At 54.6% G+C, this 11,708-nt stretch carries 15 protein-coding genes; 10 read left to right on the top strand and 5 right to left on the bottom strand.

Going from position 1 to position 11,708, the window contains the following annotated elements:
• Positions 1–5: 5 nt before the first annotated feature.
• Entirely contained in the window at positions 6–461 is a 456-nt protein-coding gene (locus tag EKM88_RS06105) for a flavodoxin (protein ID WP_125704229.1), read from the bottom strand.
• 335 nt (positions 462–796) lie between these two features.
• On the opposite strand from EKM88_RS06105, the gene EKM88_RS06100 reads away from it, so the two are divergent.
• The 6 genes from EKM88_RS06100 to EKM88_RS06075 all read left to right on the top strand — a co-directional run bounded on the left by EKM88_RS06100 (position 797) and on the right by EKM88_RS06075 (position 5,821).
• On the top strand, positions 797–1,429 hold the full coding sequence (locus tag EKM88_RS06100; RefSeq protein ID WP_164512020.1) for an HAD family hydrolase: 633 nt from the start codon (positions 797–799) through the stop codon (positions 1,427–1,429).
• Between the two features lie 332 nt (positions 1,430–1,761).
• Positions 1,762–2,520, top strand: a complete 759-nt coding sequence (locus EKM88_RS06095) for a 1-acyl-sn-glycerol-3-phosphate acyltransferase (RefSeq protein WP_125704225.1) — start codon at positions 1,762–1,764, stop codon at positions 2,518–2,520.
• Positions 2,517–3,344: a glycosyltransferase gene (locus tag EKM88_RS06090; RefSeq protein ID WP_125704223.1), complete on the top strand. Its 828-nt coding sequence runs from the start codon at positions 2,517–2,519 to the stop codon at positions 3,342–3,344. Before EKM88_RS06095 ends, EKM88_RS06090 begins: the two co-directional genes overlap by 4 nt.
• A gap of 8 nt (positions 3,345–3,352) precedes the next feature.
• Positions 3,353–4,288, top strand: coding sequence for a glycosyltransferase family 8 protein (locus EKM88_RS06085; protein WP_125704221.1), 936 nt, complete (start codon positions 3,353–3,355; stop codon positions 4,286–4,288).
• Positions 4,289–4,302: 14 nt separating this feature from the next.
• Positions 4,303–5,154 carry a lysophospholipid acyltransferase family protein gene (locus tag EKM88_RS06080; RefSeq protein WP_125704219.1) on the top strand — a complete coding sequence of 284 codons (852 nt, stop codon included), beginning with the start codon at positions 4,303–4,305 and terminating at the stop codon, positions 5,152–5,154.
• 10 nt (positions 5,155–5,164) lie between these two features.
• Positions 5,165–5,821, top strand: a complete 657-nt coding sequence (locus EKM88_RS06075) for a TetR/AcrR family transcriptional regulator (RefSeq protein ID WP_125704217.1) — start codon at positions 5,165–5,167, stop codon at positions 5,819–5,821.
• Between the two features lie 110 nt (positions 5,822–5,931).
• Here the strand turns inward: EKM88_RS06075 and EKM88_RS06070 are convergent, their stop codons facing one another.
• On the bottom strand, positions 5,932–6,672 hold the full coding sequence (locus EKM88_RS06070; protein ID WP_125704215.1) for a TetR/AcrR family transcriptional regulator: 741 nt from the start codon (positions 6,670–6,672) through the stop codon (positions 5,932–5,934).
• 159 nt (positions 6,673–6,831) lie between these two features.
• On the opposite strand from EKM88_RS06070, the gene EKM88_RS06065 reads away from it, so the two are divergent.
• Positions 6,832–7,602, top strand: coding sequence for a hypothetical protein (locus tag EKM88_RS06065; RefSeq protein ID WP_125704213.1), 771 nt, complete (start codon positions 6,832–6,834; stop codon positions 7,600–7,602).
• 25 nt (positions 7,603–7,627) lie between these two features.
• Positions 7,628–7,840, top strand: a complete 213-nt coding sequence (locus EKM88_RS06060) for a hypothetical protein (protein WP_125704211.1) — start codon at positions 7,628–7,630, stop codon at positions 7,838–7,840.
• Positions 7,841–7,950: 110 nt separating this feature from the next.
• Here the strand turns inward: EKM88_RS06060 and EKM88_RS06055 are convergent, their stop codons facing one another.
• Positions 7,951–8,616, bottom strand: a complete 666-nt coding sequence (locus EKM88_RS06055) for an HXXEE domain-containing protein (RefSeq protein ID WP_125704209.1) — start codon at positions 8,614–8,616, stop codon at positions 7,951–7,953.
• 17 nt (positions 8,617–8,633) lie between these two features.
• A complete protein-coding gene (locus tag EKM88_RS06050) occupies positions 8,634–9,410 on the bottom strand; it encodes a hypothetical protein (protein WP_125704207.1) in 777 nt (258 codons plus the stop codon).
• Positions 9,411–9,558: 148 nt separating this feature from the next.
• On the opposite strand from EKM88_RS06050, the gene EKM88_RS06045 reads away from it, so the two are divergent.
• On the top strand, positions 9,559–10,107 hold the full coding sequence (locus EKM88_RS06045; RefSeq protein WP_125704205.1) for a TetR/AcrR family transcriptional regulator: 549 nt from the start codon (positions 9,559–9,561) through the stop codon (positions 10,105–10,107).
• A 259-nt stretch (positions 10,108–10,366) separates the two neighbouring features.
• Here EKM88_RS06045 and EKM88_RS06040 read toward each other — a convergent pair whose 3' ends face one another.
• Positions 10,367–10,993: a transmembrane-type terpene cyclase gene (locus EKM88_RS06040; RefSeq protein WP_125704203.1), complete on the bottom strand. Its 627-nt coding sequence runs from the start codon at positions 10,991–10,993 to the stop codon at positions 10,367–10,369.
• Positions 10,994–11,064: 71 nt separating this feature from the next.
• Here EKM88_RS06040 and EKM88_RS06035 point away from each other — a divergent pair, with 71 nt between their 5' ends.
• Positions 11,065–11,643: a TetR/AcrR family transcriptional regulator gene (locus tag EKM88_RS06035; protein WP_125704201.1), complete on the top strand. Its 579-nt coding sequence runs from the start codon at positions 11,065–11,067 to the stop codon at positions 11,641–11,643.
• Positions 11,644–11,708: the final 65 nt, after the last annotated feature.

Below are 11,708 nucleotides of genomic sequence, written 5' to 3'. Positions count from 1 at the left end.
ATCCCTCACGCGTTGACGGCTTCAACTAACTTGTCAGTGAATTGGTCTAACTGGGCAAAATCGTCTGCGGTTGGCGCCAAATCAATCTTGACACTCGGGCTCCCTTGCGTGGCACCGGTGGCCTTGAAGACCTGCTCGAACATATCTACTGCGGTGGCGAATTGTGCGTAGGTCGTATCCCCGCTACCACAGACCCCAAAGACCTGATCGCTGAGGTCAAGGGTCTGCAAGTCCTCGTAAAAGTCGAGGGCTTCATCGGGAAGCTCGCCGTCTGTGACGCCGGAATAGGTGTATGAGGCGACCACGCAGAGGTCAACGTCTTGCAGGTCGTCGGCGACCGCTTGGGACATCTCTTGGCTCGTGACATCTATTCCAGCGGCCTTGAGCCGTTCTTCAACATAGGTGGCAATGGTTTCATTATTGCCGGTTAAACTTGCGTAGACGATTAGGGCTTCTGCCATCGTGTTTCCTCCTCACGGGGCTCACTCTTTTGTTTTGGTGAGTGATCACTTACTACAGATTAAGCCAAACCATAAAGTGGTGCAACATGTGGCCGACTTTTTTGTGTTCTGTGTCACATTCAGTGAGACTTGGGGACGTGACAAGCGACACGCTTGAAAGGTCGCGGTGTTGTTAGCTGTAAAATGGGAAGTAAAGCGCTTTTTGGCAGAAGCGATGAGTTGCGTTAGAATAGTTAGATGATGCCGTCTTGGCTTGAATAGTCAGAACGGCGTGTCTGCATGTGATTTGATGCATTAATCCACGCGATGCAGGTATGAGACGAGGAGGAAAAAACGTGACAAAACAGGCAGTGATTTTTGACATGGACGGCGTGCTGATCGACAGTGAAAGCTGGTATTTTCGGGTCAAGCAGGAGACGTTCGCCGAAACCGATGCCACGCCGCAGCACTTCACCCTTGCCGAAACGGCTGGGTTGCCGGAGGACGCTGGCTGGGCGTTGCTATTTGACGATCCTGAGGAACGCGCGGCGCAGAAAAAAGCGTACATGACCAAAATCTTTTCTCAGCCGATCGATTTCAAAGCCATTCTGAAGCCCGGTGTCCGCGAGACCTTGGTGTGGTTGCAGGCGCACCACTACCGGGTGGCGCTGGCGTCTGCCGGTCCGATGCCCTACTTGGAAATGTTCCTCAAGTCAGCGGACGTTACCGACTTGTTCAATGAAGTCATCAGCGGCGAGGACATCACGCGGAATAAACCGGATCCCATGATCTACCTGACCGCGCTAGACCGCCTTCAGTTGCCGGCCGCCAGCTGTGTGGCCATCGAGGACAGCCCAACCGGGATCGCGGCGGCCACCGGGGCTGGGATCGAAACGTGGGCGGTGAAGCCGACGGGCTACATGCTGGATCAGCAGGGGGCGGACCGGGTGATTACGGGCGTGGCCGACTTACAGCAACTACTGAGCTAGTCAGAGTGGATAAGAAGCACGCAAATGCAGGGCCAGTTGCGGTAAACTGGCCCTGCATTTGCGTGATGCGGCGTTTTTTCCCTGAAGCGTATGTTGACAAGACGTTTGATTACAGGCTTTTACGGCTAGCGGACGAACTCGCGAGAATTTCGATAACCAACACTTTTGACGATTGTGTCGTTGTCATTTATTACCAACCGTATTAGGATGGCCAACAGAAGTGTTTTGGAAATTCAACAATTAAGACGGAGACCGCCACTAGCGTCAGCCTTGGCGGTTTTCTTTCTTACCCAAAGTGATTGCGCACTCACTTATGAAACGGAGTGACTCACATGACCAAGATTCGCTATTTCACGAGCTTTGATGACGAGATGGTGACCTTGAAACCCGCGCAAGGTAGCGCTGATCGCATGGCATCGATCACGGGTCAGTCATCGGACCGCTCTCGGCGACTTATTGCGGCCGGGGCGCGGTGGTTCGGTCAACTGGTGATTCAACCCTGGCGTCAGTATCACTTCATTGGAGCGGAAAAGTTGCGGCAGTGCACCGGCGGCTGCTTTCTTTTCGTGAATCATACGCAACCAGTCGGTGATGCGTTCATGCCCTTTGTTTTGGGGCAAAGTCGGCCGGTTTACGTTGTCGCCGCAGCCGCGAATTTGGCTGTTCCGGTGTTGGGCAGGCTCATTCCACGCGGCGGCGGGCTGATTTTACCCAGTCATCCGCGGGGGTTGCACGCGTTTGGGCAGACGGTGGCGCAAGCGATCGCTGACGGTGCAATCGTGACCCTCTATCCAGAAGCGCATGTATGGCCATTTGCCACTCAAATTCGGCCGTTCGTGACAGGCGCATTTCATTACCCCGTTGCAGCAAAAGCACCGGTGTTCGTGCAGACGAACACGTATCAGCCTGGCTTTTGGGGCCGTCCGCGCATCACCGCGTACCTCGATGGTCCTTTTTGGCCTGATCCGAGTTGGTCGCGTCAAGTGCAGCGCCAACAGTTGGCGCAACAGGTCCATGCGACGATGTGCTGGCGGGCTCAGGCAAACACGGTGGAACCGATCCAGTACCGGCGAAGGGAGAAGGCACAATGAATCTATTATTCTGCGGTGACGCAAATATGGCGGATGGCTTGCTGATCGCGACGCTTTCTTTGCTCAAGCATGTCCAGGAGCCGCTCCATATCCACATTTTGACCGCGACGCTTGCGAGTGCCACCAAAGTCTATCAGCCGTTGCCGGAACGGGTGACACGGTTGCTTACCGGTTTGGTTCAGGCGAAGCAACCGGCCGCCACGGTGACACGGCATGATATTACCACGATGGTTGTGGCCACCCCGCCAACGGCCAATCTGGAGACGGTTTCCACGCCGTACTGTATGTTGCGCCTTTATGCGGATCAAGTCGCGGGCTTGCCCGATCGCTTACTGTACCTCGACACGGATGTGATCTGCCGGCGCGACCCCAGCGCGTTTTACTATCAGGACTTGACAAACACGGAGCTGGTCGGGGTGCTCGATTATTACGGCCGCTGGTTCTTTCACAATCAGTGGCGTATGGCCGACTATATCAACTCCGGTGTTTTACTGATGAACTTAGCGGAATGCCGCCAAACTGGGCTGCTTCAAAAAGCGCGCGCCCTTTGTCAAACCCAGCAGCTGTTCATGCCAGATCAATCGGCGCTGAATAAACTCGCGCAGCACAAGCGTATTGCGGCCAGGCGCTACAATGACCAGCGGCGAGTGCACCGGAACACGGTGTTTCAGCATTTCACCACCAGCTTTCGGTTGTGGCCTTGGATCCACACCCTCACGGTCAAGCCTTGGCAGGTTGACCAGGTCCACGCACAGCTACACCTTCATGAATACGATGATCTGCTGCTGGACTACCGCCAACTCGCAGATCAACTGAAAGGATAAGACTTCGCATGATTCCGATTTTCTTTGCAGTCGACGAAAAATATGTCGCGCCGCTTTGTGCCGCAATTCAGTCGCTGATCACCAACGCTGATCCAGCCAAGACCTATCACCTCACGATCCTGAACCAGGGACTGGCTGATGACTCAGTCCAGTCGTTAGCGGATCTGACAACGTCCAATGTTGCCATTGACTTTGTGTCCATGGCCGACAAACTGCGCGCTCAGGTCAACGACCATGGCAATACGCTTCGTGCAGACTATTTCACGCTGACGATTTACTATCGGCTGTTCATTGCGGACATGTTCCCCGAGCTTGACAAGGCGCTGTATCTGGATGCCGATGTGATCTGTGAAGCAGATGTTGCAACGCTTTTTGCCACCGATGTGCGTCATGCCCTAGTCGCAGCGGCACCGGATCCCTTCATTGCGGGTGACCCGATCACCGCCGCTTATGCCGAACGCGTGGTGGGTGTACCGGCTGAACAATACGTCAATTCTGGTGTGCTGGTGATGAATCTCAAGGCGATGCGTGCGCAGCACTTCTCGGCCCACTTCCTGACGCTTCTGAACCAGTACCATTTTGCCAGCATTGCCCCGGATCAGGATTACATCAACGCCATAGCACATGATCAGCTGGTTCTGCTTGCCAGTCAGTGGAATGTCCAGGCCCCAGGGGAACCGGCCCCGAAGCTGATTCATTACAACCTGTTCAATAAGCCCTGGCACTACCAAACCGTGGATTATGGGGAACACTTCTGGCGGTATGCGCAAACCACCGCCGTGCGCGAGCGGCTGGCCGCCATGCAGCAGGCGTTCGGCCCTGCTGGGGCGGCACATGATCAAGACCGGATGCAAAAGCTGGTGGCCAAGGCGCAACAGACGACCGAAACCGCCGCGGTCACGTTCGCTGCCGTTCAAGCTGACACCGGGACGGTGCGCCTGTGATCGCGGAGCGGCTCATGCGCGGGGATCGAACCGCAGTGGTCGCTAACATTGCCCGGGCAGCGCAAGCCGGTGATTGGCACGCAAAGGTCGAAACCAACGACCCCCAGCTGGATCTGGCGGTGCAGGAGCGCCTCACGACCGATTATCTGCGGCGCCGGTCAGGGCTTGCGTTCAAGGTTAACACCGCAATTGCGCGGCTTGCGATGGGTGCGGTGACTCGGCTGGAAACGGCGCAGGTTGACGTGATCGGCCGGGAGAATCTGACGGGGATCACCGGTGGCGCCATCGTAACGAGCAATCACTTTTCGCCGGTGGAGAACATGATCGTGCGCAAGGCCGTGACGCCGCACCGACTGATGATCGTCAGCCAGCTGACGAATTTGCAAATGGGCGGCTTCTTGGGCTACCTGATGAACTACGCGGACACCATCCCGGTCAGCACTTCGGCGCATTATATGGGGCGTGCCTTTCCAACATTGTTGCAACAGTCGCTGGCAGCGGGGCGGTTCATTCTCATTTACCCCGAAGCTGAAATGTGGTTCAACTACACGCGCCCACGGCCGCCGATGCGCGGGGCTTATTATTACGCGGCGCGGTTTGGGGTGCCGATCGTTTCCTGCTTTGTCACGATGCAGTCCACGGCACAGCCGATCAGTGCCGACTTCAATCGCGTCCGCTTCCAGATGCACATCCTGCCCACGGTTCAACCGGTGGCGAACGCTACGATCGCGGCGAACGCCAAGCGCATGATGGCGCAGGACTACGCGCAAAAGCAGGCGGTCTTTGAGGCTGTTTATGGGCGCTCAGCCACTGGCCCGTTCATCGCCAAAGACATCGCGGGCTGGCAGCACGCGTGCATGAAATAGGAGGGCATCGATGAAGCAGTACGAAGAAAATGGGATACTAAGTCGTTACTATGAACATACCTCGTTGTCTAATCGTCAGCGTGCGGTCCTGAGGGCAAGCCTGGTCCTGTTTGCCAAAAAAGGGTATGAAAACACCTCGACCAAGGAAATTGCCGAGATGGCCGGGGTGGCAGAAGGCACCGTGTACAAACGCTTCAAGACCAAGCGCGTGATTCTCGAGACGCTGCTGGCACCACTTGAAAATGAAATCATTCCGGAAGTCGCAGAGCAATTTATCGGCGACTTAGCAGCGCGACCAGAAACGTCGCTTGCTGATCTACTCAGCTACGCCGTGGCAGATCGATTGTCCTATGCGATGCATAACCGGGCTGCGCTGAGGATTTTACTTCAAGAGATCAGCAAGGATCCAACCCTCTTACAACGCTTAACGGTTCGATTACGTTCAGTGTTTGATGGGCGGGTCGATAAACTGTTTGCGTCCTATCAGTCGCGTGGTGAGCTGTTGCCTTGGCCGCCGATGCGGATCATCCGCTGCGTAACGGGAATTATGCTCGGCTACGTTTTGCCTAACCTCCTGATGGCGGAGACACCGCTCGATGTTGAATCGGTGACCCAGCAGGTGGTGGCCGCGATTTTGCACGGCGTTTCGCCACAGCCGAATGCCTAATGCAAATCGCCGTGCAGAGGCAGGGGTCTCTACACGGCGATTATTGTTGTGATTGATTTTCTTGCGGCTAGATGTGTGCTTCGGAATCTGGCTTGCCAAGGTAGGCATATTCATAGATCATGTCGCCATGGCTGGTTGACTGGTGCCCGGTCGCATCGGTGTAGCTGACCGTTCCCTTCGCGTAGTAGCGTATGTCTGGGTTGTTCGGTGGGGATCTCAAGCGTCACACGAGTGGCATGAGTGGTATTTGTGTCATTGCGCGGATCGGCTTTTTTTGCTGCGCCGATTTCTGCCTCAGCGGTGGGGGAGATAAGGGTGGCCATGCTGTTTTGGAGCAGGCGGGTAAACTCGTGGGCTAAAGCGGCAGGCTCGTCGCGCGCACCTTCGCGTAGCCACTGGAGGGTCATATTGAACATGGCCCCGGCCAAGAAGTAGATCTGATAGCGCGTGATCGAGTGGCGGGGCATATACCCCAGCATTGCTTCGGCAAAGCGGTTCATCTCCTCCAAGAACGCCGTCCCGAGCCCTTGGTCGTAAAGCAACAGGAGCCGTGCCTGCTGCTGGCGATAATGGGTCAAGCTGATGGTCAACTTATCGGTGATGAACAAGTCGCGCGCTGTTTGCGAAAAGGCAATTGCCTTGGCCACGACCTGGCGTTGGCGGGCCATGTACGACTCGATGATGGCTTCTTTGCTATCGAAGTTGCGGTAGTACGATGCTCGCGCCACGCCGGCCGTTGTGATCAACGCGGTCACGGTAATGTTGGAGAAGCGCTCCTTTGCGAGTAGCTCAAATAACGCGTTTTCCAGTTTCAGTTTGACTTGATCGTTTGCGCGTTCGCGTTTGTTCATGAACTCACCTCATCTCAATTAAATGGTAGCACTATGCGGTGTGAATGTGAGACATTTTGGCTAAAATTGCCTCAGATCGGCGGCTATCTCCCGGCACCAGAGGCTGATATGCTTATGTTATGGAAGTTACTCAAGCTAACCCGATGGAGGTCTGATTGAATGAATTATGAAGTCAGTTTTGAAATCGATGGGAACAAGTATTCCCAAAGTATGATTGAGGCGTTTGAGTTTGAGCGCAACAAGCACGTGCTTCATGAAATGATTCACCTTGGCGTGGACGTGCTGGACGATGGACAACCCGTGTCCTACCTAGATGTTGATTTTATGAGCAAAAAAGACGCCGCGCGCGTGTCGCTAGAGACTCGGATGCGGCTGGGAACGGATAAGCTCCTCGACCTGTATCAGGATGAAATCGCCCGCACCGATCGGATGTGGAAGGACATCGTGGCGAATTATGACTCCAATGCCCCGACTATGCCGTGTATCACCACAATGCATGTGAAAGGCGTGACGATGGATGACCTCGGCGAAGGGCTGATGGCCGCCATGGCTGGCGATAGCTCTTCGCTGGCGGCCAACCCAGAGCATTACGGGCACGTCATGGCCAACGACGTCCCGACCGGTTTTGAGGGAATGGGGATGTTCGGCGGACCGAACCTGATGCAGATCGTGTTTGCACCAGAAACCAAGTTACCGATCAAAATCGATGCGGACTACATGCCATTCACCATCGGCTACTCCCAGTTGGGGGACGGCACCGACATGCACACGCTGGCCGGCCATTTCATTCGTGAAGTGGATGGTGGGTTAGATATGCTGCTGACCGTGTTCTTCCCGCAAGGCACCCCGCAGGAATTGGTGGATGGACACAAGATCCATCTGGCCAGTGAATTCCTTGGGCTGGTCAAGGCGGCGGCAGGCGCACTTTAAGACGAAGATAGAAAGGACGATCATAATGGCTAAATTTACAGAAGATAGTACCTTTGCAGAAGTACTCGATACCGAAGAAGGACGCGAAATCGCCCGCAAGCATCTCGGCGATCTGGTCGATCGGCCGTCCGTTGGGATGATGAAGGGGAAGCCGCTCAAAGAGCTTCGCAACATGATTCCGCTGCCACCGATCAAGAAGAAGTTCGCAGCAATGATCGATGAATTGACACAGGGCTAACACAAAACCGGTCATGCGCACTTCATGCGCCGTGACCGGTTTTGTGTTAGCCTCGATGTTGCTGAGGACAAGCCCATATTCGGTGACTGGGTAGTTGATTGGGATGTGGGTCAGAAACCTGTGCCTGACGATTTCATTCGAGCGATCTGTTTCAACATCCAAGGTCGGTGCATCTCTTCGTCGGCGAACGGATAAGGAGAATGCTTGTCAGCCAGCACTTTGTAGCCAAGCAAGGCGACGATCACCGTGGCATTGAAAATTGCCAGTAGCGCGGCAAATAGCCAGTCCATGCCGCTGATCAAGTGGTGCTGTAAGCCGTAGTAGATGAAATAGCACCCGACCGGAGTATGGCCCAAGAAGACGGCCAGGTTCCCCGGCGCATAGATGTTGCGCAGCATTACCGCAACGCCGACGTGGACTGGCGTTTGCAGAAAGCCGATCAGCACCCCAGCCAGCCCGAACCAGATCTGATCCGGGAAGAATGCGGATAGAAGGTAGAACCCGTAAACGGTGATCAGGTTTCCCACCATCACCCCGTTTTGGTTCATTGGGTAGCGATCAGGGGTCTCGCTTTTGGCCTTGACTTGATTCAGCAGGATCGGCATCCCCCCTGGGAACCCAAACTCTTCAAACTCATGAACCGTCATGGCGATGAAGTTCATCAGCAAAAGGCGTTGGATCACCGAGATGTCTGACCAGATGAAAATCAGGACGAGTGCAGTGATCAAGCCCGCGACCAGGCCGATGTCGTACCAGCGACGTCTTAGAAATTTCATGCTTATCCCTCCATTTTCTATTCTTTAGCATGCGCGACGGCAAACTTGAGCATCTCGGAGAACTCAACGGCTAAGTGCCACTTGTGGCCGTTAATGATCTCTTGCGGCGTGGCACTTGGCAGGTATGCCGCTAAGATCGCATCAAACCCGGTGGCGGTTGGGCGGATCTGGTGGTACGCACGCCAACCATACCCGAGCTTGTCATCATCGCTTGCGAGCGCGACCCAGCCGTTCATCTGGATCGGGTAGGTCGGGTCGGGCGTAAGCGGCTTGAAGTCGCCGGTTTCCGGATAAAGGGTCATTTCGGTTGGCTCACCGAAGCAGCCGAAGGTCTCAATAATGTGCTGGCCGGTGATGGTGTTCCCCACCGAGTAGAAGTGCTCAGGGTTGATGATGGCGGCAAAATCGCTGCCCAGCTCACCGCCCATGACGGCTTGCAGCTGCGGCATCGAGACGCCTTCAACGTGCATAAACACCTGTCCCGCTTGAAGGTTTTGATTGCCGTTAGATTCGGCGGCAACGGCTTTCCAGAACTTGTCGGAGGCCGCGAGGGGTTCTTTGTACAACGCCTTCATGGTCTCAAGGTCCGCATACTTGGCCTTGGTGTCCAGGAGTAACTGCTTGGCGTCTTGGTAAGGTAACAGGTTGATCTCGATGGCGCTGGGCGAGATCGCCGCGCCAAGTGATTTCATCTCTTGCAGTACGTGCTTGATCCGCCATTCTTGGACCTTTGCTAGTTCGTCTTGGGTCACAGGGGTCCCATCGATCGTAATTTCGATTTTAAGTTCAGTCATAACCATTCTCCTCTCAGTGTTTAGCGCGAAATTTGTTTACGGTTAAAGCATATCAGGGCGCGCCAGAAGACAGAACGAAAATAATGCATCAGTTGTTGCTTTACCCCACAATATGTAGAATAAAATCAAAAGCAAAGGGGCATCAAAGATGACGGATTACCGATTTCAGCGCACGGAAGCTGATATTCAGCGCGCGTTTCTTGCGGCCTTGACCGAACAGGGCTTTGAACGACTAAGCGTTGCCGAGCTGGCCCGCCTCAGTCGAGTTGATCGAACGACCTTCTACGCCCACTACGACAGTCTCTATGCGTTAGCGGAGCAGGTGATCACGCAGGAGGTTGACTTGTTGCGCAAAGCGATTCAGGAAGGCATCCAGCGTGGCGCGGATGCAGGCGACCGTTATCAATTGTTTTCGTCCGCCTTAATTGATGAGCTAAGTGGGCAGGCCGAAACGATTCAGCGGCTTAGGACGATTTCGCTCGGCGCGCAGGGACTGGACGCACAGTGTCGGCAGCTATTTGCGGCAGTCTATCACCAGGTGCTCGGCGTTTCGCCAACGAGCTTTACCGGGTTTTTGCTCGTCAATATGGCGATGAGCGATCTTGACTTTATTTTGATCAACCATCGGGCCCCTGCACGGGAGGAATTAGCGGCCAGCCTCAGTCAATTGGCTGAGATTGCCAAACGATTCAAGTGAGTGGTCACATCTGGCGACTCATGACCACAACGTCTAAGCAAGCCAGCCAAGCCAAATCAGCACGAGGCTGAGACATAATTAACGGCCCAAGAATGAATCACGACTATTCCAGAATAGTACGACCAAAATGCGACGCCCTGGCCGTATAAGCAGGCAGCCCTACAAAACCTAAGTTCGGGTTTTGCGGGGCTGCCTGCTTATACTCTGGGCTAAAGCCGCATTTTGGCTCAGCCTCGTGCTGATCGATTGGATGCGTTGATTAGCGTGTCGTCGCATCGCGGCTGGGGAAGCGGTCGAACGTTGCGATGAGCAAAAGATCGAAGGCAAAACTAATGCCGCCTGCGATCAGGACGAACACATCAACCTGCTCAATGAGACCGCCCAAAATGGTGGGCGCAAGGGTGCCAAGCCATTTCGCATAAAGCACCAGTTTGCTGAGGCCGCGGGTGCTATTGCGGGTGATGACCATGACTACAAACAGAATGGACATGATCGCGTTTTGAGTGAATGCCGAATAGATGCCGCCCCAGTGTGCGCCAAACTCCAGATAGAAGCCGAACTGAAAGCCTGCACTCGTGATGAGCGCGACCAGCATCACCCACACGTGGTGACGCTGCAAAATGGCGGGCAGTTCACGCCGACCGTATTTGAAGAACGTCACGAGGATCACTGAATCGAGGAGCGTCCAGACCAGGTTGACCCAGGTCTGAGGATCAGCTGGCGCGGTCAGGAATCCGTCCCCGGTGTATAGGAATTCCCAGCAAAAATTGAGCGCGATGGCAAACAGCGGCATGCCATAGGTTTTGTCGCGGAAGCCACCACGAATGAGTTCGACATACACAAGCGACCAACAAATTCCGCTAATGAGTTGCAAGGTAAGGGTCATATTCAATCACTCCTTTTTAAAATGCGGTTCAAGGCTGTATCATAAGGGGGAGTCTGACAGGTGTCAATGTTATGGCGGCAAGTCGAACAAATGGAAGGAAGTGTCAAACTTTGTATACTGGAAGCAATCCAACTGCGTTGAAGTCTCAAGCCATGCTGGTCGATGCGATGTTCACGTTGCTACAAACGGTGCCCTATTCTGAAATCACCGTCCGGAGGCTGACTGATACGGCCAGGGTGTCACGACAGACGTTTTATGCGTTATTTGCCACCCGGGAGGAAGTCATTCAGCGCCGCATTCAACAAGTGTTTGACGAGTACCGCGCGGCACTGGCCACCAGAGTCCTGACCATTCATTCCTTAGTGGCATTGTTTTTTGCGTTTTATTCGCGTAACCAAGCGATATTCAACCCATTATTGGCTAATGGGTTGACCAATATTCTGACTGAAAGCGCCCGTGAGTGTATCGCCACGCTTAAGCTGACAGATATGAACCATTCGTACTACGTCAATGGCTTCGTTGCGGCTGGGTTGACGCAGCTGTTGGTGGACTGGTCTCACCGCCAAGACATCACGGTGGATGACGCGATTCGTCTGACTGAACGATTGATCGATGCCAGTGTGCTCGTGACGCGCGATTCAGGGGCATGAGCCCGGCGAGGCGCGTGCGTTTGGAACGATCTCCCGAACGAGCCAACTTCAGCGCATGTGGGTCA

Source organism: Lacticaseibacillus daqingensis (genome assembly GCF_003946115.1).
GTDB classification, from domain to species: Bacteria; Bacillota; Bacilli; order Lactobacillales; family Lactobacillaceae; genus Lacticaseibacillus; species Lacticaseibacillus daqingensis.
The sequence above is the reverse complement of the archived record's forward strand: the minus strand, read 5'-3'. Positions and strand labels throughout refer to the sequence as shown.

Excerpts from the sequence above, each read along its gene's own strand:
- EKM88_RS06105 (WP_125704229.1), bottom strand. The coding sequence starts at position 461 with ATGGCAGAAGCCCTAATCGTCTACGCAAGTTTAACCGGCAATAATGAA.
- EKM88_RS06095 (WP_125704225.1), top strand. The coding sequence starts at position 1,762 with ATGACCAAGATTCGCTATTTCACGAGCTTTGATGACGAGATGGTGACC.
- EKM88_RS06090 (WP_125704223.1), top strand. The coding sequence starts at position 2,517 with ATGAATCTATTATTCTGCGGTGACGCAAATATGGCGGATGGCTTGCTG.
- EKM88_RS06085 (WP_125704221.1), top strand. The coding sequence starts at position 3,353 with ATGATTCCGATTTTCTTTGCAGTCGACGAAAAATATGTCGCGCCGCTT.
- EKM88_RS06080 (WP_125704219.1), top strand. The coding sequence starts at position 4,303 with ATGCGCGGGGATCGAACCGCAGTGGTCGCTAACATTGCCCGGGCAGCG.
- EKM88_RS06075 (WP_125704217.1), top strand. The coding sequence starts at position 5,165 with ATGAAGCAGTACGAAGAAAATGGGATACTAAGTCGTTACTATGAACAT.
- EKM88_RS06070 (WP_125704215.1), bottom strand. The coding sequence starts at position 6,672 with ATGAACAAACGCGAACGCGCAAACGATCAAGTCAAACTGAAACTGGAA.
- EKM88_RS06065 (WP_125704213.1), top strand. The coding sequence starts at position 6,832 with ATGAATTATGAAGTCAGTTTTGAAATCGATGGGAACAAGTATTCCCAA.
- EKM88_RS06060 (WP_125704211.1), top strand. The coding sequence starts at position 7,628 with ATGGCTAAATTTACAGAAGATAGTACCTTTGCAGAAGTACTCGATACC.
- EKM88_RS06055 (WP_125704209.1), bottom strand. The coding sequence starts at position 8,616 with ATGAAATTTCTAAGACGTCGCTGGTACGACATCGGCCTGGTCGCGGGC.
- EKM88_RS06050 (WP_125704207.1), bottom strand. The coding sequence starts at position 9,410 with ATGACTGAACTTAAAATCGAAATTACGATCGATGGGACCCCTGTGACC.
- EKM88_RS06045 (WP_125704205.1), top strand. The coding sequence starts at position 9,559 with ATGACGGATTACCGATTTCAGCGCACGGAAGCTGATATTCAGCGCGCG.
- EKM88_RS06040 (WP_125704203.1), bottom strand. The coding sequence starts at position 10,993 with ATGACCCTTACCTTGCAACTCATTAGCGGAATTTGTTGGTCGCTTGTG.
- EKM88_RS06035 (WP_125704201.1), top strand. The coding sequence starts at position 11,065 with ATGGCGGCAAGTCGAACAAATGGAAGGAAGTGTCAAACTTTGTATACT.